The sequence below is a fragment of the Microcoleus sp. Pol14D4 genome (genome assembly GCF_036701245.1).
Taxonomy (GTDB): Bacteria; Cyanobacteriota; Cyanobacteriia; order Cyanobacteriales; family Microcoleaceae; genus Microcoleus.
In genome coordinates this window covers 1-24005 of the sequence record NZ_JAUBQM010000050.1, presented here as the reverse complement: position 1 = coordinate 24005, position 24005 = coordinate 1, and the positions used below count along the sequence as shown (strand labels likewise).

Below are 24005 nucleotides of genomic sequence, written 5' to 3'. Positions count from 1 at the left end.
CTTAAAAAAATATTTAAAATGAACTACGACTTGCGTCTGCAGTGTCAAAAACCAGGTGGGTTTCTATATTTATCATTTTTTATCGTTGCCAAACCTGTGATTTTGCCCAGAAAACCGATGTTTTAGTGGAGCGTCCTGCGGACATTATAATAACTCACAATTTCTTCAGAATTACTGACTATTTTTTTAGTTGCTAAAAATGTAACAACCCGGATATTTAGCAATTTCAGTGGGAAGGTAAAGTATAGCATCTGTTGTATGTGAGGAGAATTAAGTTTATGAATTCAAATTTGCAACGTGGCGATCGCATTAATTTCCGCAGTCTGGTAACAGCGTTGTGTCTGACCTTAACTCTCGTAAGTTTTGTGAGACTAGATCCGGCTGTCGCTCAAGAACAGCGGATCAGAACGCTGAGTGTTACTGGGCGGGGTGTGGAAGCGATTCCTACAACTCAAACACAAGTGCGGCTTGGGGTTGAGGTGCAGGGGAAAACGGCGGCCGAGGTGCAGCAGGAAGCTGCGAGACGATCGTCGGCTGTGGTAGAGTTGCTGCGATCGCGCCAAGTCGAAAAACTCGAAACTGCCGGCATTACCCTCAATCCCATTTATAACTACGACAACAACCAACAGCGCTTGACTGGCTATACGGCGACGAATACCGTCACTTTTCGGATTAATACTGCATCTGCCGGCACTTTGCTCGACGATGCGGTGAAAGCCGGGGCCACACGCATCGACGGTGTGAGTTTTGTCGCTGCCGAAAGTGCGATCGAACAAGCTCGAAAACAAGCACTCCGCAAAGCAACTCAAGATGCTCAAGCGCAAGCGGATGCAGTCTTGAGCGCCCTAAACCTCAAGCGGGGAGAGATTCTGGGCATTCAAGTCAACGGTGCGATCGCGCCGCCTCCAATGTATCGGCAAGTGGCTGGTGCTCGCATGGCTGCTGCTGACGCTACAACGCCTGTGGTGGGAGGGGAACAGCAGGTAGAAGCTTCTGTGACTTTGCAATTTGGATATTAAATAGTTAGGGGTTGAACTGGCCACATCAGCTTGACCCTAACTATTTCTCGATTTATCAAGCAGCTTTTTCTACAAAAAACTTTAGCCGTTTTAACCACTTCTGCCCGTAGTCGAGCAATTGTTCGCCTCCCACACAAATATTTCCGTATCTTCGCCCCCAAGAGCCACAACAATCAAAGCCTTAACAATTTTAGCGCCAAACCAAGTTTCACTCTCAGTAAGTCTGTGGAAAAATTTATCACTATGTAAGGAAATATTAAGTGGCGCACTCTGAGTTAAAGTGTAACTGCTCACCGCAACTTTGTTGCGGTGAGCAGTTACGCCAAATGGCTACAACGTATTATGAACTATGAACGGAATCTGTCCTTTTTCAGGAGGAGAGTTCCTCTCTAAATAGACTCTCCGTTAAACCCTAGGCATCGCATTCCTCCTAAACAGAAAAGAGTGGACTCTTTTCTCAGATCCACTCTCTGTTAAACTCTCTTAGGGCTAGCTTTAACAAGCTGGAGTTAAGTCCTTACTTTACCTAGTCCTTAATGATTCTCTTGTCATGAATGACAACTTTGTCCTTGAGTTTAGGACTCCCGGAGATGTGAATATCCGTATCCCTATTTTCCTCGCCGGATTCGGCTAGATATTGGGCAGATGACTTAACATCGTGCGCTGGACGTTTAGCAGATTCGGCTGCATTTTGGGCAGATGATTTAAAATCATGCGCTGCACCTTGAGGAGATGGGGTTGCATTTTGGGCAGATGACCTAAAATCAGGCACTGAAGGTTTAGCAGATCCGGCTGCATTTTGGGCAGATGACCTAAAATCAGGCACGGGAGGTTTAGCAAATTCGGCTGCATTTTGGGCAGATGACCTAAAATCATGCGCTGCACCTTGAGGAGATGGGGTTGCATTTGGGGCAGATGACTTAACTTCCTGCTTAAAATCATGCGCTGCACCTTTAGCAGATTCGGCTGCATTTTGGGCAGATGACTTAACATCATGCGCTGCACCTTTAGCAGATTCGGCTGCGCTTTGAGCTGATGACTTGATTGATTCGGCTGCACTCTTGCCAGATGACTGAAGCGATTCTGCTGCACTTTTTATAGATGGCTCAACTGCCTTGGCTGTATCTTTTACAGTCGATCTAAACTCCTTAGTTGCCCCCTCAATTTCTTGAGCTACAGCTTTGGCAGAAGGCTTAACTTCATCAGCCGTACTCTTAATAGAGTCCGCTGCACTTTGTATAGAAGGCTTGACACCTTCGACTGTCTTCTTGACAGAATCTTTTACTTCTCTAATCGTAGGTTTGACTTCCTCGGATGCACTCTTGACTGCATCTACTACAGAAGGCTTGGCTTCCCTAACTGTCTCATTGACAGATTCGGCTATACCTTTAATCGAAGGCTTAGTTTCCTCAACAGTCTCCTTGACTGCTTCTGCTGTAGCTTTGATAGATGGTTTAACTTCCTCAGCAGTTTCCTTTACTACAGTCCCTAGCTCTTCTACAGTGTGTGTAATACCGTCTGCTACAGCGTGTGCTGCATCCCCTAAATTATCTACTGCACGGTTAACAGTATCAGCAGTACCTTTACCAATCATAGCGCCAGCAACTGAGCCTGCTACAGCACCAATAATGCCTCCAGAGCGAGCACCTAGTATACCACCGACTGCTGCTCCAGCTATCCTCGCACCAATGCCTGAGCCTGATGGTTGATCTTGCTTTGATTCTGCATTTTCGTTAGCCTGAGCCTGAAGCTGCTGGTTCTCGCTATTGTCAACATTCTTTTCCTGGAAGTCAGGATGGGCTTCAGGCTGGTTAAAAGGCTGGTTATTATCAGTCATAGATATCCTTGGGTATTACTGCTACATTTACTAGGCTAACTATATACTTCTCAGAAAATGTACTGCCTAAGAACTAGATTTTGACTGTTACTTAAGAAGTAGATTCTTAAAGGTACTGACCACTACGGCGCTAGCGGCTCGCTGTTCATTCGACCTTGAAGAAGCTGGAGGTGCGCGTTAGCGAAGCCCTCGAAGAGGATCGCACATCTGGAACATTCTTAACTTAGCTATCCAAAAATAACTCATGTATACTGAATTGTTTACAGATTAAATGATTAATAAATATTCTAAAAAAATAATGTATTAATCCAGCGTATAACTTAACGTTTAAAACAATATATCTTTAAGAAAGATGCTACTATTAAATGATTGAATTAAGGGATTTGTTTTGTAGACGTTGCTGATTTACGATAGGAAAGGCTAAATATGCAAGTCAGAGAAACCAGTATCCACAAAGATTCGGGATTTTCAACTAATTTTTTTCATACCCTGATTAAGCAAGGTCAGATTTTGGAGTGATCTAACTCCCGATGAGAGCTTTTTGAACAGCAACTTAACCGCTGTAGCCGCCAGAGGCGCTCGCACTTACGTGTAATTGGGCATAAGTTCGATCGCCCCCAACAAACTCAGCACAATCCAATTACTACCGGATCAGCGCTCAAAGTACCCGATATCGACTACAGTAAACACAAAATATTATTGGCGGTGATTTGAGTGATTGAGACTTTAGCAACAGGAATCGCAGCAGCCGGTTCGCTGCTAGCATTGGGCGGATTGGGCCTAGAGTTGAACTATCGCCGGACTGGGAGTGCAAATAAACTAGAACTAACAGCCGGAGAATGGCACTTAGCCATCTCGGAACCCAACCGCTATCTTTTAGTCGGGGAAATGGAGTTCCGCAACCTGACACAGCGCTTTGAGATTATGTTGCCGGAAGTCCGGGCGCAGGTGAAACTGCTATCAGACGGAAGTTTGGATGGCGTTACTTCCCAGACAAAGGTGATTCCTTGCCACAAAGAGGCAGCAGCCAGAGCAGACGATTACTGGTTCGGCTATATTGTTAAAGCCCAAAAAACCACGAAAATTAAAGTTTCTGTAGACATTCAAGGGCAAGATTTAACCAAATTGCAGTCAGCTTGGGTGCAAGTACACTTCGTCACCTACGGCCCGGGCGGGCGCATCCCCAAAGTCCGTAACGTAGTAGTCCCGCTGCAATTTCCCAACTCGGACACCGTACCCATCGCCAGAAATGTCGGAGTTGCAGAAGTCTTGCCGATTCGCACTCACATACTGGCGGAATTGGACAATCCAGTCGAAATTGTCAAGCGGTACGTGCTGCCGCGCGCCCAGAAAGGCGATATTGTCGCCTTGGCAGAAACTCCCCTAGCTTTGATGCAGGGACGCTACCGCCATCCCAGCGAAGTCAAACCCGGATGGGCGGCAAAGCGAGTGTGCTTGTTTTTCTTGCCCACGTCGAGTTTGGCCACGGCTTGCGGAATGCAGACGTTGGTTGATGTAGTCGGCCCTTGGCGCGTAGTAGGGGCATTTGCGATCGGCGCTGTGGCTAAAATATTTGGCAAACCGGGAGTTTTTTACCAACTTGCAGGGGAACAAGCAAGGCTGATCGACGATGTTACCGGGACTTTGCCTCCCTTCGACCAATTTATTGTCCTAGGCCCGGACAATCCCCAGCAAGTTGTAGAAGAAATTCAACGAGAAACCGGACTTGGGGCGGCGATCGTAGACGCTAATGACTTGAAAGCAGTTAAGATATTAGCAGCGACCTCCGATTTATCGGTAACATTCTTAGAGCAAGCCTTGCGAAGCAACCCCGCCGGGAATGGTGACGAGCGCACACCGGTCGTTGTAATTCGACCTCTGCCACAAAAATCTTGAGTTGAAAACAGAAAATTAAAAATTCAAAAAGATGATTTGAAATTTTTAATTTTCGATCGAGCAAGAAAGGGAGAAGAATCAAAAGTTATAAGTTTTGAACTCAAAATTTACTCATTCAAAACTCAAAACTTCTCTAACTCTTCTCCTTTCTGAATTTTTATTTTTAAATTTCCATTCTCCACTTTTATGCTATGACTTCATTTCCCTCCCAAAACCAAAACCAGGTTGTGATTCGCCCGTTTCAGTATCGCGACATCGAGGTGATGGAACAACTGTGCGCGGAAACAGCCGAAGAGCCAGAAAACCGCAAGGGCGGAAGCGGCGACGTGGTACTAGGTAGAAAGTTGCAGCAGATTCGCCGCTGGTACGGACTGCTAAAGATTTTTAGCTTGTTTCCCAACCCTTGTCAGTCCCTGTTCCGTGCCCATGTTGCCGAAGAAGAGGGGACTGTTAAGGGCATAATTCAGATTTCTCCTTTCAACCGGACCCGCAGCACTTGGCGGATCGATCGCATAGGAGTAGACCCGGAAGCCCGCAGCAAAGGAATTGGTTCCATGCTGCTGCGGTACTGCTTTGAGGCAGTCTGGGAGGCGCGGACGTGGCTGTTGGAAGTGAATGTCGGCGACAAAACTTCCTTGGCTTTATATCGGCAAAACGGGTTTCAGCCTTTGGCCCAGATGACTTACTGGACGATCGCCCCAGAACGCCTGCAAGAAATGGCCAACTCGACCCCAGATTTGCCCAACCTGCTGCCCGTCAGCAACGCAGACGCTCAGTTGCTCTACCAACTGGATACCGCGTCTATGCCGCCGCTGGTGCGCCAAGTATTCGACCGGCACATTCAAGATTTCAAAACCAGTTTTTTCGGCGCTTTAGTCGAAGGTGTCAGACAGTGGCTGGGCAAAACCGAGGTAGTCAGCGGCTACGTGTTTGAACCGCAGCGCAAAGCCGCGATCGGCTATTTTCAGGTGCAGCTATCCCGCAACGGCCAGCAACCGCACGTCGCCCAGTTGACTGTACACCCGGCCTACACTTGGCTTTACCCAGAACTGCTGTCCCAGATGGCGCGGCTCGTTCAAGATTTCCCTGTTCAAAGCCTGCAACTGGCTTCCGCTGACTATCAGCCGGAACGGGAAGCTTATTTAGAGCAATTTGGAGCAGTGCGCGTGGAACACAGTTTGCTGATGTCTCGATCGGTGTGGCACAAATTGCGCGAGTCCAAGTTGGTCTCTCTCGAAGGACTCCAGCTATCAGAAATGCTGCAAAGCTTCCAGCCAACTCGCAAACCCGTACCGGGCAGGATGTCCTGGCTCGGCCCGATCGCTGGGGAAGCAGCAGCCGGGCCCGCATCCTCGGAGATCAAACCGCTCTTGACTGACTCAGGAAACAGCCAAACGAATCAAGTTAACCCCTTGGGCGGCCAAAATTCCGAATCAGCAGCAACCGATGGCAGCAGCATTTTGCCTTTAAATCTGCCGGAGTTGCCTCTAGACGGCGGCTGGCCCGGAGAACTCAATTCTTAATAAGTGAAAGCAGAAGGTAAAAGGTAGAAGACCGAAAAAAATCGAATTAATCATCCAAAAAATTCATTTTTTCGGTCATAATCCCAAAATATCCCTTCTGCTTTTAATTGATATCAACTTAAGATTACCTATCTTCTTCTTACTTTCTTCTCTTATTCCTTCGCGTCCTAGCGCTTACGCGCGGCTTCGCCGCCTAACGCGTCTTCGCGGTTCGTTAAATAAGATTATTTCCTAAAAAAACAGTAAATCTAAAATCTAAAATCTAAAATCTAAAATTGATTGATTGATAATGTCCAACGATAAATTATGGATTTCAGCACTGGGATTAGATATCGGCCTCAAACGAGTCGGCATCGCCGGGTGTGACGGCACGGGTTTAATAGCTACGGGCATTACAACACTTGTACGATCGTCCTTCGACCGAGACGTAGCTTATCTCCGAGAGCTCGTCCGAGAGCGGAGAGTGCAAATTTTGGTTGCAGGCTTGCCCTACTCCCTGAGCGGAGAATTGGGCGCTCAAGCCCGACAAGTGCAGAAATATGCTACTCGCATCGCCGCAGCCTTAGAGCTCCCCCTAGAGTACGTGGACGAGCGCCTGACTTCAGTTGAGGCAGAGGAATTGATGAAAACACAAGGGATTTCGCTGTCGCAAAATAAGGGTGCGATCGATCGCAAAGCAGCGGCCCTGATTTTGCAGCAGTGGCTAGACGAGCGGAGGCAAAATATCTCCGCCCTTCCCAATCCTTGATAGCTTGTAACAGAGGCGTGATATCCTGGTTGTGCAAGTTTGCTACGCACACCTGTAACCCTTGACAAACTGGAGAAAATTCTGCTGTACCCTCGGTACTGAAGCAGCACAAAATCGTGATTTGTCCTCAGTGTCGCTTGCTGACTCGACTGAGATTTAAACGCTGCACTCCTCGCCTGTGGAAAAGGCCACGAGTCTCGCGGTTTAAGCTTGTGGACTGGCGATCGCCCACTTAGCCAGAATATCGCCACGAAAATTCCCCATTGTCAAGCAAACGTTACTGAATTATTGACGGAAAACTAAGATACACGCGATGTCCTCATCCCCATACCGCAAAAAAGAGAATGGCAATTCCAACGAAGAGTCCGTCACCCTGACGGATGAAGTTGGGCGATCGCTGACTTGCAACATAGAATATTCTATGAATCTAGAAGGTCAAGAATACGCTTTGCTGCTTCCGATTGACTCACCCGTAGAAATTTTTACCTGGCAGGGAGACGATACTGACGAAGCAGCAATTCCTGTAGAAGACGAGACCGAAATTGACAAAATTTTTGATACCGCTAAAGTTGTGCTGCAAGAGCAGAACTTGACACTCCGGCGCACGGCGGTGACGCTGACTGTGGTTGGCGAATTGCCGGAATTTCCCGAAGAGGATATGGCATCCGATGTCGATCCAGATGAGGAGTCCGAGTTCGAGGAACTGATGTGGCTGACCAGCTTCTACCACGAAGAACAGGAATATGCCATTTATACGCCTCTCGACCCGTTCTTTATCTTGGCTCGAATGAATGATGACGGCAAGCCAGAATTGCTCTCGGAAGAAGAATTCCAAAGGCTGGAACCGATGTTACCTATGCTGGAAGACCAGTTCTTTGACGAGCTTGATTAGATATTAATTGCAGGCACCAGCCCTGATGGCAAAAAGCAGAATTTTTTACTATTTTATAAAGTAAACTGCTCGCCCGATCGAACTTTTTCTAGATGGCCGCTTCTGCCTTCGCGATCGGGCTTTTGAATTGGGCCGCGTGAATTGGGTCTTTTAAAGGGCTTGTATTCGTAACTTTTCGGTCATCAATCGCAGGTCATCAGTCATTAGTCGCTAGTTAACCGCCGCTTATCCAGGACAACGGACTATGAATAAAGAACAAATGACAAAAGGCAACGCGCGCGAGGGAAGAAAAGGTACTCCGCAAGTCTCTAAATGGTTGTTTTATCTGGCGTTGCTGCCGGCAATCTGGGGGGTTTGCGCTTGGCAGGGTTGGGCTTGGTGGAGCTGGGCTTCGGCGCCGCCTAAAATAGCTGAATCGTCAACTTCCCCGCCAGAGGATGCTGCTGTTTTGATCCAAATCCCGGATGGTACTCCCAGTCAAAAAATCGGCCGGGATTTAGAGGCCGCGGGGTTGATTCGATCGAGCTCGGCATGGAATATGTGGGCTCGCTGGCTGACTCTGCAAAATCGCGAGGGAGGTTTTCAAGCAGGAACTTACCGACTGTCGCCGACTCAGCCTCTGAGTGCAGTTGCTGACAAAATTTGGAAGGGCGAAGTTGTACAGCAGAGTTTCACGATTCCAGAAGGGTGGTCGCTGCAACAAATGAGCGCTTATTTTGAAGCGCAAGGTTTTTTCCCTGCTAAGGATTTTATGGCGGTGGCGAGTCAAGTTCCCTACGCTCAGTACCCTTGGCTGCCGAGCGGCCTGCCTCACTTGGAAGGGTTTTTGTACCCGGATACTTATCAGCTAGACGGCGATGCAATTAGCCCGGAAGCTGTCATTAAGCAAATGCTCGGTCGCTTCGAGGAGTTGGCTTTGCCGATATATCAAAAAAATCAGAAGAAAACTAAGCTGGATTTGAAAGAGTGGGTGACGCTGGCGAGTATTGTGGAAAAAGAGGCTGTGGTTGCGGGCGAGCGCAATCGTATTTCTGGGGTATTCAACAACCGTCTGAATAAGGGTATGCCCTTGGGTTCTGACCCGACGGTTGAATACGCCCTCGGCATTAGGCAAACGAAGGAAAAGCCTTTGACTTTCAAGCAGGTGGAAACCCCTTCTCCTTACAATACTTATATCAATGTAGGGCTGCCGCCAACTCCGATCGCATCTCCAGGAATAGCAAGTCTGGAAGCGACTCTGACTCCAGAAAATACAGAATACCTGTATTTTATGGCTCGATATGACGGCACTCACATTTTTAGCCGCACGCAGGCGGAACACGATGCTGCGATTGCTAAAGTTGACCAGCAGTTGCGATCGACTCAATAGATAGGCAATGACTAATACAAAAGTAAAAAGTCAAAAGTCACAAAGCAAAAGCAATAATTATTCACTTTTGATTTTTTACTTTTTTAATCTTTAACTTCCAATTTCTTATTTCTCAATCTAAAACCTAAAATCTAAAATCATTATGACTTGGGGTAAAATACTACAGCCTGACTTAGTTCTCGGCGATTCAGTCATGAAGTTAACGGCTGATATTCTTCAGGAATTTAATATTAAAGGATTAGTTTTGGATGTGGACGAAACTCTCGTTCCCATCACTGCAATGAATGCTTCTCCTGAACTCACCCTGTGGGTGGAAGAAATAAAACCAGTAGTATCGCTATGGTTGGCGAGCAATAATTTAAGTCAGACTCGGATCGGTCGGATTGCTGAGTCTTTGAATCTACCATACATCACGGGTGCAGCTAAGCCGTCCCGCCGCAAGTTGCGAAAGGCTATTAATGCAATGAATTTGCCGGTGGAACAAGTGGCGATGGTGGGCGATCGACTTTTTACTGATGTTTTGGCAGGCAATCGTTTGGGTATGTTTACTATTTTAGTGGAACCAATGGTTGATGCTGGGTATGCGCTTCGCAAGTATCCGGTGCGCTCTTTTGAAGTTTGGGTTTCTCAAGCTTTGGGGGCTTCTCTTGATAGCAGGAATTAGAAAGATTTAAATGACTCAAACTATTGTTGTTAAAATAGGAACTTCGACGCTAACTCGATCGACTACGGGAAACTTAGCTCTTTCAACTATTGGTGCATTGGTCGAAATTTTAGCTGATTTGCGGCAGCAAGGCCATCGAGTAGTTTTGGTTTCTTCGGGTGCGGTTGGAGTTGGCTGCGCGCGCTTGGGTTTGACGGAACGCCCGCGAAACATGGCTTTGAAACAGGCTGTGGCGGCTGTGGGCCAAGGGCGGCTGATGCGGGTGTACGATGATTTGTTTACTACTCTGCAACAGCCGATCGCTCAAGTATTGCTCACCAGGGGCGATTTAGTGCAGCGTAACGGTTATGTTAACGCTTGCAATACTTTTGGGCAACTGCTCAGGTTGGGCGTGATTCCGATCGTCAATGAAAACGATACAGTAGCGGTAGACGAACTCAAATTTGGCGATAACGATACGCTTTCGGCGCTAGTAGCGAGTTTGGTAGAAGCAGATTGGTTGTTTGTACTCACAGATGTCGATCGGCTGTATTCCGCCGATCCGCGCAGCAATCCCGACGCGCAGCCGATCGCCCTAGTTCAAAGTATGGCACAGCTCACAGAATTTCAGGTGCAAACAGGAGATTCCCGCAGCGGTTGGGGAACCGGCGGAATGGTGACAAAAATTGAAGCCGCGAGAATAGCAACTGCATCGGGAGTGCGGACTGTCATCACTGACGGCTGCTTTCCTGGTAATATCGAGAAAATACTCAAGGGAGAGTCGATCGGCACTCAATTTGAGCCTCAACCGCGCCCTGTAAACGCTCGCAAACACTGGATAGCTAACGTGCTAATTCCCGCAGGGAAACTATATTTAGACGCGGGTGCTGTCAAGGCAATTTCTCAGGGCGGAAAATCGCTTTTAGCGGCGGGTATTGCTCAAGTAGAAGGAGAATTTCAAGCGGATGATTCCGTGCAGTTGTGCGACGCAACTGGCAAGCAAATTGCTAGAGGACTTGTGAATTATAGCAGTTTAGAATTGAGACAAATCCAGGGCTGCAAGTCCGACAAAATTGCTGAGATTTTAGGCTATGCAGGCGTAGAAACGGCGGTACACCGGGATAATTTAGTGATTCTTTAAACTAACAAATATCGAGACAGTCGATCGGGCAATGAGCGAAGGCAGGAATTGAGGATATTTGCAGCACAGTCTTGCAAGAATTTGTTTGGCTGTGTCTGAACAGCTCGTTCATCGCTTCTGTAAACAGTTCAAATAAATTTTGGGCTAATTCTAAAGCTGCTTGGTATTCCGCATCTGTAAGTTTGATTTCTGCTAAAATTTGCAACATCTCTGGCGTGTTTAAAAGGTGATAATTTTCTAAACTCCCATAATATCCTCCAAAATCAACAGATTCTTTTTGATTAATTTGCTGTAATTCCATTACCACTGCTAGCGCCGCCTCAAAAAAAACTTGGGCAGTTCCTTCGAGGACTTCCACTAATACCAGTTTCTGAATAAAAGAAGCTTTCCAAGCGTACCGTTCTATCACGGAACAAAGCGCTCGAGTTTTTTTAGTTTCTTCACCCCAAAGCAGTCTGAAATCGCCGTAACTCATTAATTGGTTTAAGCCCAGTTCCTCTAGATATTCCAGATAGTCATGCCAATAATAGTTTTTTTTATAAGTATATTTATTAATGAGTTCCTGAACTTTGTTATTACTAGAAGATTCTCGCAGCACATATCTATTTAAATCGCTCAATCCCACAGCCAAAGGAGCGAGTACAGGCGCAAAAATTAGTCGTTGATTCGCGTGAATGTGTTTGCTGGCTAGAAAGTCAAACAAGGGCAATTTTGCAAACTCTTGCTTTTTGGATTCAATGAATGCTACAATGCCTTTCATACTTTTTTCGCTTGAATGGTTGCTGTGAAGATCGTCTTCATATCTCCGTTAATTATCTATATTTTCGAGCCTAAAGAATTGTGTTTATTATCATATATATTTGTATTTAAGATCATAGGTAAGAGTGTTGGCAGTCACAGGAAACAGTGACTGGTATCATATTGTGCCAGAAGTTCGAGCATCTTGTTGCCTAGAGATAAAATGTTCTAATTTTAGATTGCATATTTCAGGCGTTGCTCAAAGCCACCCCACAAGAGTTTGATTATTTACCGATAATTTAAAGGATGATTAACTTATATGGGCAAGTGAGGGTCCTGTTCGTACTGCTAAAAAATGCCTTTTACAAAATCGCGGCGATCCATGCAAATCAGTCCTAGACGCATAGAAGTCTCGAAACCAGGTTTCTTCGGAGATTCATCGTTACTCAATAAAAAATTTTCTGAGACACCCGGTTTCTTTAACCCTCGCTTTTATTGCTTGTTCCCTCTTTTCTCTTCCCTCTTCTTATTCCTTATTCCTTCTTCCGGCAGCCATAACTCTCCAAATGACAATTTCCAATTCTCAGAATTGCCTTTAGGTGCGTTCTGAGTTACTCTATCTTTTGGATCAGTTAACACAATTATAGGAGTTAATCTTGGAACGGACTTTTTTAGCGATTAAGCCCGACGGCGTACAGCGCGGACTCGTCGGCGAAATTATCGGTCGTTTTGAAGCCAAGGGCTTTAAGTTAGTTGGCATGAAGCTGATGACAGCGAGTCGCGAACTAGCGGAACAACATTATGATGTTCACAAAGAAAAACCCTTCTTTGCTGGATTGGTAAACTTTATCACTTCAGGCCCTGTAGTGGCGATGGTGTGGGAAGGTGACGGCGTTGTGGCGTCGGCGAGAAAAATCATTGGCGCCACAAATCCTCTGAATGCAGAACCAGCGACAATTCGGGGAGATTTTGCCGTCAATGTCGGCCGTAATCTCATTCACGGTTCTGATGCTGTCGAGACTGCCCGTGCTGAAATTAGCCTTTGGTTCAAGGAAGAAGAATTGAGTGCTTGGACACCTTGTTTAACTCCTTGGATTGTGGAATAGTTTTGATATTCTCCCGGTGGTTAATCGGGAGATATAGCCTTTCTCAGACAGAGGAAATATCATGCTTCTGACTCACTCATAACCGTAAAATATAGAATAGTTTGAGATTTTTACTCGTTACCAAGAGCTTCGCGGTAACGAGAAGAAAAAATGTTAGTTGGAACTTAAAAACTCCAAATAATTATTAGTCAATTCTTTGACTGCTAATTCGTAAAACTGCTGACCTTGTTCGGGGGTTGCCAATGCCGGATTTGAACCCATTCTTCCGTCGGGAAATCGGCGTCGGAAGTCAGCAGCACCGTAAATTTTGTGCCCGGAAGCAACTTCTTCCGAAAGCGGAGCTTGCTTGATTGCTTCTGGATAAAGGTACTGGGTTAAGGCGATTTCGCTGGGGGTGGCGTGAGAACCTTCTTGGTTTCCGTATAATTCTTTTGCTAGTTTGTAGACTGAGCCGCACATGAACCAGTTGCCGATTTGACACTGGATTTTATCGGCATTTGGTAGATTCAAGTCCGACAAATGCGCGTAAGTCTCGGAAAATGCTGCTTTCATGGTGGCAATGTTGCCGCCGTGGCCGTTGATGAAGAAATATTTCTCAAATCCAGCTTTTGCTAAAGATGTGATATGATCCCTGATTACCAATATTAGAGTCTGCGGTCGCAGGCTGATTGTGCCGGGAAAGCTGGTGTGGTGCAGGGCCATGCCGACATTAATTGTCGGGCCGATTAAGGCATTGGCAGCTTCGCCGACACCGCGGGCGATCGCCTTGGCTGCAATGGCGTCAGTCCCGATCAAGCCGGTGGGCCCGTGCTGTTCGGTGGAGCCGATGGGGATAATTATGCCTCGGGAGCTTTCTAGATAAGCTTCTACCTCGGACCACGTACTCAAATGCAGCAACATGATAGGCAGTCTACAAAATTTTTACTTGCTATCGTCGATCGTAGCCGGCACGGGAAGAAAAAGGAATTTAGACCAACTTATCATTGTATTCTTAAAAAAAGCCCTACAGCCCCATTCCACCTTTACCGTTATATTACTTAACGTTAATAATTTAACCACTTGATGGCCAAAACTTTACCTTTTAATAACCTTTTAAGAGTAGTATAACAAGCATATCCCTCTAGATTGGGTGTTACGTGGTCAATTAACAGCGGGCAATGTTTTATGAAATTAACACCGACCCCGAAAAATGACCAGACTTCTGTGGCCTGGACGCAGGCAGACAGCGCGGTTCCGGCAACTGCTCTACGGCTGTATTCCTTGCATGAGCAAGTAGCAAAGGTCGAGCGCGTGTCTGTGGGATGGACTGGCGAAGGATTCTAAGCGATTGAACAAATAAATGGCGATCGTACAAGCGATCGCAGCGCGAGAGTACCTCAGCTACTGAAGAAGGTACCTCCCGCTAGCCACATACAAACATCACTCCCACTGATATTTATGTCTTCTGCTGAATTAAGCGAAAGTCCTTCAAGGTTGGCTGTTGGACAAGCCGGCCGTATTTTGTTATTGGAAGGTGAAGATCTGTTGCGGGAAATGCTAGCTTTAGCCCTTAAAGAACAGGGCTATGAGGTGGTGGTTACTAGCGACGGGCGCAACGCTCTGCCTTCTATACAGGCTTCTTCGTCATATCACGGTGAATTGGCCTTTAACCTGTTAATTATGGATTCAATTAACGGTTTAGATCTGTGTCGAATGTTACGGCATCAAGGAAATCCCGTCCCTATTTTGATTATCGGTGCTAGAGGAAGTGCCAACAATTGCGCTTTTTACCTCGAAGCCGGATCGGATGATTATCTGACCAAGCCTTTTGGAATGCGGGAGTTTATCGCTCGCTGTCGAGCGCTGATGCGGCGCCAGCGCCTCGGTCGCTTACCGGAACCGAGGATGCTGCAATATAAGAGCATAACTCTATATCCTGAAGAGTGCCGCGTGTTGGTTCGTGGTCTGGAAGTGAAATTTTCTCCTAAACAGTTTCGCTTACTAGAACTATTTATGAGTTATCCCCGGCGAGTTTGGTCTCGCGATCAGTTGCTGGAAAAAATTTGGGGTCAAGATTTTATCGGAGACAGCAAAACAGTTGACGTTCACATCCGTTGGCTGCGCGAAAAGTTGGAATTAGACCCGGGTCAACCGGAATATATCATTACGGTACGTGGTTTCGGCTATCGATTTGGTTGAATTTTTAAATCAGTTATAGGGTTGCAAGTTGCAGCCGAATTGACGTAAGGACACAAAATTTTTGTGTCCTTATTTGTCTATGCAGAGTGTGCAATACACTAGCTTGGAGGTGCAGCCAGTAGACTTATTGTAGCGACCGTTGCCGTTATCTTTTAGCCTGGGCGATCGGTATAAATCAAAACTCCCCTGTCCACTGCCAACAATAAAGTTTCGAGCAATCTCCTGCAACCGCAACAGCCGCCACCATATCTGAACTGGGAATTAATTCCCTTAAAGACCATCTCGATGCTTCTTCGGGGTTGTCTTCAACATTTAACAGCGCGGGAGGTTCTCCTGGTGCAAGGGTGACATCAAACTGATTCAGGGGAATAGAAAGTCCTTTACCGACTGCTTTGATATAGGCTTCTTTGCGAGTCCAACAGGTGAAAAAAGCTTTGGGTTGGAAATGTTCTGGGAGCGAACGCAACACAGAATTTTCTAAGGGTGAAAAAAACTTTTCAGCAATTTCCAGGCCAGGAAAGTTGGGATTTATGCTTTCAATATCGACACCAATATCTCGATTTTTGGTAATCGCAATTAGAGCCATGTTTCCTGAGTGAGACAAATTGAAACTGAGGGTATTTCCACCTTGGGCGGCGATGAGAGAGGGTTTGCCGTAGGGATTGTAGTCAAAGCGCAAAATGTGAGGATTTATGTTAAGATAGCCGCTCAGAATTGCTCTGAGTGCGCCACGACTCACAATAAATTGCGATCGGCCTTTGGGAAAGTGAAAACCATTGGCTTTTGTCCGCTCGTCTGGTGAGAGAGTCTCTTGTAAACTCTGCAAGCAAGATTCTGTTTGAGCTAGAGAGACGCGCCAAACATGAATTTCGCCCAGATCCAATGTCAAGTCTTGCGGTGGAGAATTCCACGAATCAAAAGCAGTAATCATGTATTTATCTTCTTTTCTAAGTCACCTCATCCAGCATTCCCAGAAACAGGCAAGATGCCTGTTCTACTTTTAGAAACAGCCAAAATGCCTGTTCTACAACAGATGAATTTCAATTCCAAGGGTTAATAAATCCAACTTTGCACAACTTTTCCCACTAATTGCTGTCCCAACCAAGGCGTATTTACCGATCGCGACTTCAGACTTAGCCCGTCAACAGTCCAACTCATTTCCGGGTCGAACAAAATCAGCTCAGCAGAGACTCCAGTGGCAACCGTGGCGGGGGTTTGTCCGAGACAAACGGCAGGGCCTGCGCTCAAAACTCGCCACAGTTCTAAAGCCGAAAATTCGCCCGTTTTTACCAGTCCGTGCCACAGTAAAGGCAAAGCTAATTCCAAGCCGATCGCCCCGGGCGGACTATCAGCAAAAGCCACAGTTTTCTCTTCATAAGTATGCGGGTTGTGGTCGATCGCGATCGCATCAATTACGCCATCTTTCACAGCTTGAATCAGCGCTAATTGGTCGCCCAGATTGCCCAACGGCGGTTCTAGGCGTAAATTCGGATCGTAGGGCAACGAAGCAGTCAGAGCATTTTTCCCGCCGGAATCTTTAGAGTTTCCTGAAATTGCCCCGACATTCAACAGCAAGTGCATCCAAGTCACACTCGCAGTCACCGGCAAACCCCGCGCCTTGGCATCTCGAATCAATTCCACGCTGCGGGCTGTAGAAACGCGCATGATGTGTACCGGAGTACCTGCAGATGCCACCAACTCCAGAATTACCGCCAAAGCCGAAGTTTCCGCACTCGCCGGAATTCCTGGTAAACCCAAGCGCACCGACAGCGCACCCTCTCTCACCGCGCCCTTTCCTGCCAAAGTTCGATCGCACGGCCACAAAGCCACAGACTTACCCAAAGGCTTGATATACTCCAGCAAACGCCTCACCAGAGCCGGATTAGACAGCGGCAAACCGTCTGCAAAACCCACCACTGCACAGGAGGCCAGCTCGCCCAACTCCGCCATCTGCTGCCCTTTAACGCCCGCTGTCAGCGCTCCCCAAAAATACAAGCGGGGCAGCCCGGGCGACAAATTGCGGATATGTTGCTGCAACAAAGCTAAACCGGCCAAATTGTCAACAGGCGGCGACGTATCCGGCAAAATCGCCACTCGCGTAAAACCCCCAGCCGCTGCAGCCTGCATCAAAGATTCGAGCGTTTCCCGATCCTCAAAACCCGGTTCTCCGCTGTGACTGTACATATCACTTAACCCCGGCCCCAAAATCAGTCCCTGGCAATCCCGCACTTGGGTGTCAGCGGGAAACTCAGCTATTTTTTCCTCAACTGCTTTGATATCACCTTCAGCAATCAGAATATCAGCGATGCGATCGCTCCCTGAAACTGGATCTAGCACTCGTACATTTTGTAGCAGTTCGCGGCTCATATAGCAGAAGGAAGAAGGAAGTTCGGCAACGGATTATGTAACGGATGTAACGGATGTAATGGATCTCAGGAAGATGGAAGAAGCAATCCACCGCATTAGTTTCAGGAATTAAGAACTTCCTAAGCGTCGGGCGCGGTTGTTATCCAAATTCAAACATTTTTCAGGCGGGCGAAGCGTAGCGGAGGGCGTTCCTTCCGCTACGGGTTAGCGCTCAGCACTTTACTAATTACAGTGCTCCGGCTGCTGTTTTGTCAAAAACTCCGCCGCTCAAATGAGTTGTGACATTCATCGCTTGTAATACCGGCAAACCATCGGGACCGTGGGGATAATCAATCACGCTAACGGCTCCGTTTCCTTGTTTGAATTTCCAGAAATGTTCGGGTTCCAAACCGAATAGGTGGCAGAGAATGGCTTTGTTAATGGCGTCGTGAGCAACGACAATCCCAGTACCAGAAACAGATTGTACTATTTCTCGCCAAGCTGCGATCGCTCTGTGCCAAACTTGCTGCAAATTTTCTCCTTCGGGCATTTGGACTTTTTCAGGAGATGTTTTCCATTCTTCAAGCAAACCCGGATAGGATTCTTCGATTTCTGATTCAAACTTTCCTTCCCAAAGTCCGTGGCTGATTTCCCTCAAGTCGTCGCGCAGTTCTAGTTGCAAACCGCCGTGATATTTGAGAATTATTTCCGCAGTTTCTTTCGGGCGCAGCATCGAACTGCCGATCGCAAAATCTAATTTTACATCCTTGAGAAATTCTGCCGCCCGCCGGGACTGTTCGCGGCCGTTATCGTTGAGAGGCACGTCAATTTGCCCTTGAAATTTACCTGCTTTATTCCAGTCTGTTTCGCCGTGACGCACCAACAACAATCGCGGGCCTTGGTGTCCGTCCCTCGGTTTGGGAAAAATTTCCCCGGTATGGGAAGTTAAATTTACCGACTCTAATTGAATTGCTACTTTCTTTTTTTGCTCTCCTAGTTTGTCGTTGGTAACAGGGGAAGGGCCAAAATTAATGACACTAATTCCGCAATTTGACTGTTGAATTGATTGATAGTAATCCGGGGTAATTTCCGAGGCGGTGGCGATGAGAGCGCGGTTGATTCCGTTGTGACCTACTACTAGAATTGTGCCGTCTTGGTGGCGCGATAAAAGTTCTTGCCAAAAGTGTCGGGCGTTAGCAAAAATTGCCAATACGGGAAAGTGTTCGATTTCTCCGTCAGCAGATGGCAGTTTCATGGAAAATTTGTCTGGCTGTTTTTGCCACTGCTGATATGCTTCGGGGAATTTGTCGATCGCATCTTGGCGCAGCATTCCTTCCCACAGAGGCAAATCGATTTCCATCAAATTATCAGTTGGCTGGAGTTGTGGCGGATTTGTCAAGCGCGACAGGATGATTTCTGCTGTTTCTTTGGCTCGTTGCAGAGGGCTGGTATAGGCGGCATCAAAGGCGATACTGCTGAGTGTGTCACCTACTTGCAGGGCGGTGTTGCGACCTGCTTCTGTCAAAATTGATTTATCGAGGCGGCCTTGGATGCGGCGTTCTTGATTGTAGGTGCTTTTGCCGTGACGGACTAAGATAATGCGAGTCATTCGATTTTAGATTTTAGATTTTAGATTTTAGATTTAGCCTGCTACCCGGCTGCGGGTGCGCTGTGCACACCTTACCCATACATGGCGGAGCGAGGATTTGTGGCGTAAGTCTTGTTGAGGCGAGTCAAAAAGATGAGCCAGTGAAATTTTACCAGTTGTCGGGATACTCTCGTCTGCAACGACCTATGATTAAAGACGGAAAAGATTTAGCCACAGATTCGCGCGGGACGGAAAAGCAGGAATGACACTGAAGCGGGTTATTTTAGGTATTTTAACGGCGATCGCGATCGCCCTGGTCGGTTTATCTTTACTTGCTAGTTGGAATCAACCGCAAATTCAAAGCCGGCTGGAACTCTACCAGACAAATTTGCTGCTGCACGCCTCGGAGTGGCAGGGAGAAAATAATCAGAGTGTTAATTTAAGTTCGGCGCGCAACAATATTGTAGGTGCAGATCCTTTAAATACGGCTTTGACGCAATATCAAGAAGCGCGAGACTCGACTCGCAAAACTCTCGAAACAACTCAATCACAATTTAAAGGAATTCAGTCTGCTATCGCCTCCAAGTCTGCTGATAATACTCTGAACTTGGCTCAAAACAAGGCTTTGTCAGAGTCGATCGAGCAACAGTCAGCGCTGCTAAACGAACTTGACTTGCGCTTGGGAATTTTGCAGGCAAGCAGCGGTAAAACTGAGGTGGCGCTCCAAACTTGGAAAAATTTAGTTGACCGCTACAAAACTCAAATAGATTACGATTCTTCGGTGGTAACTGCTCAAGTTTTAACTGGAATTTGGAGCAATCCGGCTCAACTGCTGCCGGATGCCGAGCCGCGCATTCAAAAGTCTTTGGATGGCTGGTTTCGCTATCGTGCTCTCGCTCAACTTTACAAGCTGCAAGAACGTTCTAAAGAGCTGGTAGCGCTGCAAGCAGCAGAGCAAGCAACGGCTGAACAAGCTATAGAAAAGTTGGCAATTGTGGTTGGGGTTCCGGCGATCGCACTTTGTATTGGTACGGTTTTGCTGGTTGGTTTGACCGTGCAGTGGCTGTTGCAGCGGAAGCAGTTAGATACAGCAGGTTCCGGCCCGGTGTTGGCGCGAAATGCGAGCTTGACTTGGGATGTGCCTTGGGACGGCGAGATTGTTTGGCAGGTGCTTGTGGTCGGCTTTTTCTTTGTCGGCCAAATCTTGATTCCCTATTTGTTGCTGCCTGTTTCTCTGGCTGTTTTAAAACTCAACCCTGCTACTTTTGACCCGCGCGACAAGGCTTTTTATATCTTTGCTACTTATTTGTTGCTGTCGGCTGGAGGGCTTTCGGTACTGTATTTTTCGGTCAAGTCTTTTTTGCCTTTGCCGGAAGGTTGGTTTCGGATTAATTGGCGGGGAAATTGGTTTTTGTGGGGTTTTGGCGGCTATTTTGTTGCTTTGCCTTTGGTAGTTTTGGTATCCCTGATCAATCAGCAATTTTGGCAGGGACAAGGCGGCAGTAATCCGATTTTGCCGATCGTTCTCGAAGGTAGGGACAACGTGGCTTTGGCGGTGTTTTTCGGCACTGCTGCGATCGCGGCTCCGGTTTTTGAGGAAATCGTGTTTCGAGGCTTTCTGCTGCCTTCTCTGACTCGCTATTTGCCTGTTTGGGGGGCGATCGCAGCTTCTGCTTTCTTGTTTGCTGTGGCTCACTTGAGTGTCTCTGAGATTCTGCCTTTGGCGACTTTGGGTGCGGTTTTGGGGTTTGTGTACACGCGCTCGCGCAATCTCCTTGCTCCTATGCTTCTCCACAGTCTTTGGAACAGCGGTACTCTCCTGAGTCTGTTTCTTTTGGGCGGTGGCGCGAGTTAATTGGAGCGGTTGTTAATAATTGTGAATTAATCGAGTTTTTTTGAGAGTGCTCGTCAGGGCGATCGACTCTTGCCAAAAACAGCAGTAGGGTGTTCGGTGCGCCCCTGGTATCTAGGTCGGTAAAATAACCGGAATTCCTATAGGGGCGGGTTCACCCTAATCTGTAATATCAGCCACAGATCCAGATCGACGAGTCCAGCTTCCTTACTTGAGCGGAAAAACAGGGTTTAACATGGAAGTAATATCTTGTCGGCTGATGATTGAGAAACTGACCCGGGCGATCGCACCAAACGGAAGTTGACAATCCGGCTAATTTATAGCTAAATTTTAATTTAGGATGAGGCTTAAACCCATGAGCAATTTGAACAGCCGCAACTTAGAGAGAACGCCGAGTTGGATGCGTTTCGCACCCTACGCAGCCTTAGGTCTTTTAATATTTTCTTTCAATTCAGGCAGCGAACTCAATTATTTCTTGAGAGGCTACTTGGTGATTCTACAGGCTCAAGTCGGTATAGTTCTGCTGTATTTTGCGATGTCTAAGTTTCGCAAAAACCAAAATAAATGAGTAAAAATTAGTAAGCTTACTTAGGTCGATCGTTAAAGGTCGATTGCCGAGTTAAAATAAAAACTGGGGAAAGTAAAAATGGTAAAAGATAAAACCGTAGCAGTTGTGTTAGCTTTCTTTGTTGGAGGTTTCGGAGTTCACAAATTTTATTTGGGCAATAACTTAGCAGGGGTATTATACTTGCTATTTTCTTGGACATTAATTCCGTCACTGATCGCATTTTTCGATTTTATCGGCCTGCTGCTGATGTCGGAACAAGCTTTTCAGGTACAGTACAATGGCGGTACGTTGCCGTCTGGGTATGCCCTCAGAGCGGCAAAAGATGTAACAGGGGCGATCGGCGAATTGAAAAAGCTTTACGATATGGGCGCAATTACCGCCGAAGAATATGAAGAAAAACGCCAAAAACTGCTGCGAGAATTGTAATTAAGAAGAAAGAAGGAAGTTCGGCAACGGATTCTGTAACGGATGTAACGGATGTAACGGATGTAACGGATGTCAGGAAGAAGGAAGAAGAAAGCCCACTATTAAAAAAGTGGGATTGAAATAAGTAAGTGTGAGATCACAGCTATTTAAGGATAAAATTAAAGTGTCTCAAGATTTATACTGGCTGCGTCAAACTCCAAACTGGGTGTGGTATGCTTTTATTCCCTACTTCGGCGGATTGGCGATCGCCTATGCAGGCCAAAAGTCAAATATTCGCAGTTGGATGGGATGGGGTGTTGCAATTACTTTAGCAGCACTAGCGGTATCTTCTTCAACTAATTTGGGTACGATCGTGTGGATAGCTCAAATTGTCACTGCTTTTAGTTTGAAAAAGCGCTATCTGATCAAAACCGCACCCAGAGGTTTACTGGTTCCGGCAACTGCAACAAATGCCGAAGAACTGGCAAACGTGCGCGGCAAAATAGATATTAACGAGTGTACCAAAGACGATATGGTCAGAATCTTGGGTTTGCCGATCGTCTACGCCAACGATATTGAATCTTTGCAAAACGAAGGCTACATTTTTACCCACGCCGAAGAGTTATCAGAAATAGCCGGAGTTCCCGAAAGCCACGTCAGACGCATCGCCCCGATGATTTGCTTCAGCTACAATTATCAAAAAGAATTGCAGTTTACTTGGAAACGGTTAAACATTCTTTCGCCGGAAGAGTTGATCGCCAGCGGTTTAGATCGGAGTGTTGCCGAAAAAATAGTTAGAGAAAGGCAGAGAAAAGGTGCTTACAAATCAGTTGTAGAAGTTAAGCGGCGGACGGGACTGCCTTTTGATTCATACCGCCATATTTGTTAATTTGCAGTTGTTATCACGAACAGCTTATGACAACAAAATTAGAAGTTGACCGAGAAGAAGTGTATGATACAGATTACCTCCGATGGGCGGTAGTTGGAAAGGCAGCATTGTCGAATATCGCAGACGCCTTCGCAAAGCTTTGAAAGATTCCCCCAGTCTCAAACCATATCTTGAAGAGGTGTTGGCTGAATGCTATGCGGATGCAGCAGAACAAGCAAGTGCTGAAACTGGATTGCTTGTAGAGACGTTTCCGAAATTATCAAAAAACTGGGTTTAAAACCCCGTCCTTCTAGGACGACTTTTATGTAAATTTTTGTTGTACCACCTCTTACTTTGTGCCAGATGATGTAGCATAAGGTGGGAGGTAAAACAATGCTAGTCTTCGAGTTTAAAGCTTACGGAAAATCAAGCCAGTTCACGGCAGTAGACGAAGCAATTCGCACTGCCCAGTTTGTTCGCAATAGTTGTTTACGCTATTGGATCGACAACAAAAAAGTGAACAAGTACGATTTGAACAAATACTGTGCGGTATTGGCAGCATCGTTTCCGTTTGCTGATGAACTCAATTCGCAAGCTAGGCAAGCTAGCGCCGAACGTGCTTGGTCTGCTATCTCCCGATTCTACGACAACTGTAAAAAAGGAACTCCCGGCAAAAAAGGGTATCCAAAATTCCAAAAAGACTGTCGTTCGGTCGAGTATAAATCGACTGGCTGGAAACTTGCCGACGACAGGAAATCGATTAACTTTAGCGACAAAAAAGGAATTGGCAAGCTCAAGCTAAAAGGTACACGCGATCTGCACTTCTACCAAATCAACCAAATTAAACGGGTTCGATTAGTAAAACGTGCAGACGGTGTATACGTCCAATTCTGTATCGATGTCGATAGAAAGGAAAACACGGAACCCTCTGGCAATACCATCGGACTAGACGTTGGGTTAAAAGAATATTACACCGATTCAAACGGAGTTACGGTGGAAAATCCTAGATTCCTGAGAAAAGGTGAAAAAGTTCTCCAGCGTTGTCAGCGTCGCGTATCCAGAAAAACTAAAGGTTCCAAAAATAGAGGCAAAGCTAGACAGATTTTAGGTAAGCAGCATCTCAAAATAAGTAGACAACGCAAAGATCATGCAATAAAACTTGCACGGTGCGTAGTTCAGTCAAGCGACTTGATAGCCTACGAAGATTTGAGGTAAGGATTCAGGTCTTTGATTGGGGAACAAGAGAAGGCATGAAAAAGCCACAAGAATGGGCAGATATAGCATCACG

Annotated in this window: 21 protein-coding genes and 1 pseudogene; 16 read left to right on the top strand and 6 right to left on the bottom strand. The window is 46.6% G+C overall.

Annotated features, from left to right (window positions below):
* Nucleotides 1-278 precede the first annotated feature (278 nt).
* Entirely contained in the window at nucleotides 279-1019 is a 741-nt protein-coding gene (locus QUA33_RS17970) for an SIMPL domain-containing protein (RefSeq protein WP_333149950.1), read from the top strand.
* 526 nt (nucleotides 1020-1545) lie between these two features.
* Here QUA33_RS17970 and QUA33_RS17965 read toward each other — a convergent pair.
* Nucleotides 1546-2856 (bottom strand): hypothetical protein, encoded by a 1311-nt coding sequence (locus QUA33_RS17965; RefSeq protein ID WP_333149948.1) that lies wholly within the window; start codon nucleotides 2854-2856, stop codon nucleotides 1546-1548.
* Nucleotides 2857-3570: 714 nt separating this feature from the next.
* On the opposite strand from QUA33_RS17965, the gene QUA33_RS17960 reads away from it, so the two are divergent.
* From QUA33_RS17960 to proB, 7 genes are all read left to right on the top strand, one after another.
* Nucleotides 3571-4752 (top strand): F420-0:Gamma-glutamyl ligase, encoded by a 1182-nt coding sequence (locus tag QUA33_RS17960; protein ID WP_333149946.1) that lies wholly within the window; start codon nucleotides 3571-3573, stop codon nucleotides 4750-4752.
* 191 nt (nucleotides 4753-4943) lie between these two features.
* Nucleotides 4944-6275: a GNAT family N-acetyltransferase gene (locus QUA33_RS17955; protein ID WP_333149943.1), complete on the top strand. Its 1332-nt coding sequence runs from the start codon at nucleotides 4944-4946 to the stop codon at nucleotides 6273-6275.
* 289 nt (nucleotides 6276-6564) lie between these two features.
* Complete coding sequence (ruvX, locus tag QUA33_RS17950) at nucleotides 6565-7023, top strand: Holliday junction resolvase RuvX (protein ID WP_333149942.1); 459 nt, start codon at nucleotides 6565-6567, stop codon at nucleotides 7021-7023.
* A 313-nt stretch (nucleotides 7024-7336) separates the two neighbouring features.
* The gene (locus tag QUA33_RS17945) at nucleotides 7337-7915 is read left to right on the top strand and encodes a DUF3727 domain-containing protein (RefSeq protein ID WP_172188895.1); all 579 of its coding nucleotides are present in this window, start codon (nucleotides 7337-7339) and stop codon (nucleotides 7913-7915) included.
* A gap of 244 nt (nucleotides 7916-8159) precedes the next feature.
* A complete protein-coding gene (gene mltG / locus QUA33_RS17940; RefSeq protein WP_333149939.1) occupies nucleotides 8160-9284 on the top strand; it encodes an endolytic transglycosylase MltG in 1125 nt (374 codons plus the stop codon).
* Nucleotides 9285-9426: 142 nt separating this feature from the next.
* Entirely contained in the window at nucleotides 9427-9948 is a 522-nt protein-coding gene (locus tag QUA33_RS17935) for a YqeG family HAD IIIA-type phosphatase (protein ID WP_333097976.1), read from the top strand.
* Between the two features lie 10 nt (nucleotides 9949-9958).
* Nucleotides 9959-11068: a glutamate 5-kinase gene (proB, locus tag QUA33_RS17930; protein ID WP_333149937.1), complete on the top strand. Its 1110-nt coding sequence runs from the start codon at nucleotides 9959-9961 to the stop codon at nucleotides 11066-11068.
* Between the two features lies 1 nt (nucleotide 11069).
* Here proB and QUA33_RS17925 read toward each other — a convergent pair whose 3' ends face one another.
* On the bottom strand, nucleotides 11070-11828 hold the full coding sequence (locus QUA33_RS17925) for a hypothetical protein (protein ID WP_333149935.1): 759 nt from the start codon (nucleotides 11826-11828) through the stop codon (nucleotides 11070-11072).
* Nucleotides 11829-12462: 634 nt separating this feature from the next.
* Here QUA33_RS17925 and ndk point away from each other — a divergent pair.
* Nucleotides 12463-12912 (top strand): nucleoside-diphosphate kinase, encoded by a 450-nt coding sequence (ndk, locus tag QUA33_RS17920; protein ID WP_333035325.1) that lies wholly within the window; start codon nucleotides 12463-12465, stop codon nucleotides 12910-12912.
* Between the two features lie 153 nt (nucleotides 12913-13065).
* On the opposite strand, the gene QUA33_RS17915 is transcribed toward ndk, so the two are convergent.
* On the bottom strand, nucleotides 13066-13812 hold the full coding sequence (locus QUA33_RS17915) for a creatininase family protein (protein ID WP_333149933.1): 747 nt from the start codon (nucleotides 13810-13812) through the stop codon (nucleotides 13066-13068).
* 537 nt (nucleotides 13813-14349) lie between these two features.
* On the opposite strand from QUA33_RS17915, the gene QUA33_RS17910 reads away from it, so the two are divergent.
* Nucleotides 14350-15090, top strand: coding sequence for a response regulator transcription factor (locus tag QUA33_RS17910; protein ID WP_333097983.1), 741 nt, complete (start codon nucleotides 14350-14352; stop codon nucleotides 15088-15090).
* A gap of 175 nt (nucleotides 15091-15265) precedes the next feature.
* On the opposite strand, the gene QUA33_RS17905 is transcribed toward QUA33_RS17910, so the two are convergent.
* The 3 genes from QUA33_RS17905 to QUA33_RS17895 all read right to left on the bottom strand — a co-directional run bounded on the left by QUA33_RS17905 (nucleotide 15266) and on the right by QUA33_RS17895 (nucleotide 19045).
* Complete coding sequence (locus QUA33_RS17905; protein ID WP_333149932.1) at nucleotides 15266-16021, bottom strand: 4'-phosphopantetheinyl transferase superfamily protein; 756 nt, start codon at nucleotides 16019-16021, stop codon at nucleotides 15266-15268.
* Nucleotides 16022-16143: 122 nt separating this feature from the next.
* Complete coding sequence (locus QUA33_RS17900) at nucleotides 16144-17457, bottom strand: dihydroorotase (protein ID WP_333149930.1); 1314 nt, start codon at nucleotides 17455-17457, stop codon at nucleotides 16144-16146.
* A gap of 226 nt (nucleotides 17458-17683) precedes the next feature.
* Entirely contained in the window at nucleotides 17684-19045 is a 1362-nt protein-coding gene (locus QUA33_RS17895) for a histidine phosphatase family protein (protein WP_333149928.1), read from the bottom strand.
* Nucleotides 19046-19286: 241 nt separating this feature from the next.
* Between QUA33_RS17895 and QUA33_RS17890 the strand changes: the two genes are divergently transcribed.
* The 6 genes and pseudogenes from QUA33_RS17890 to QUA33_RS17865 all read left to right on the top strand — a co-directional run.
* Nucleotides 19287-20879: a type II CAAX endopeptidase family protein gene (locus tag QUA33_RS17890; protein WP_333149926.1), complete on the top strand. Its 1593-nt coding sequence runs from the start codon at nucleotides 19287-19289 to the stop codon at nucleotides 20877-20879.
* A gap of 352 nt (nucleotides 20880-21231) precedes the next feature.
* Nucleotides 21232-21444 carry a hypothetical protein gene (locus QUA33_RS17885; RefSeq protein ID WP_333097994.1) on the top strand — a complete coding sequence of 71 codons (213 nt, stop codon included), beginning with the start codon at nucleotides 21232-21234 and terminating at the stop codon, nucleotides 21442-21444.
* A gap of 78 nt (nucleotides 21445-21522) precedes the next feature.
* Nucleotides 21523-21870, top strand: a complete 348-nt coding sequence (locus QUA33_RS17880) for an NINE protein (RefSeq protein ID WP_333045272.1) — start codon at nucleotides 21523-21525, stop codon at nucleotides 21868-21870.
* 130 nt (nucleotides 21871-22000) lie between these two features.
* The gene (locus QUA33_RS17875) at nucleotides 22001-22738 is read left to right on the top strand and encodes a helix-hairpin-helix domain-containing protein (RefSeq protein ID WP_333149924.1); all 738 of its coding nucleotides are present in this window, start codon (nucleotides 22001-22003) and stop codon (nucleotides 22736-22738) included.
* 82 nt (nucleotides 22739-22820) lie between these two features.
* The gene (locus QUA33_RS17870; protein WP_445243258.1) at nucleotides 22821-23015 is read left to right on the top strand and encodes a DUF29 domain-containing protein; all 195 of its coding nucleotides are present in this window, start codon (nucleotides 22821-22823) and stop codon (nucleotides 23013-23015) included.
* Between the two features lie 95 nt (nucleotides 23016-23110).
* Nucleotides 23111-23929 (top strand): annotated as a pseudogene (locus QUA33_RS17865) (RNA-guided endonuclease InsQ/TnpB family protein); the annotation flags it as partial.
* Between the last annotated feature and the right edge of the window lie 76 nt (nucleotides 23930-24005).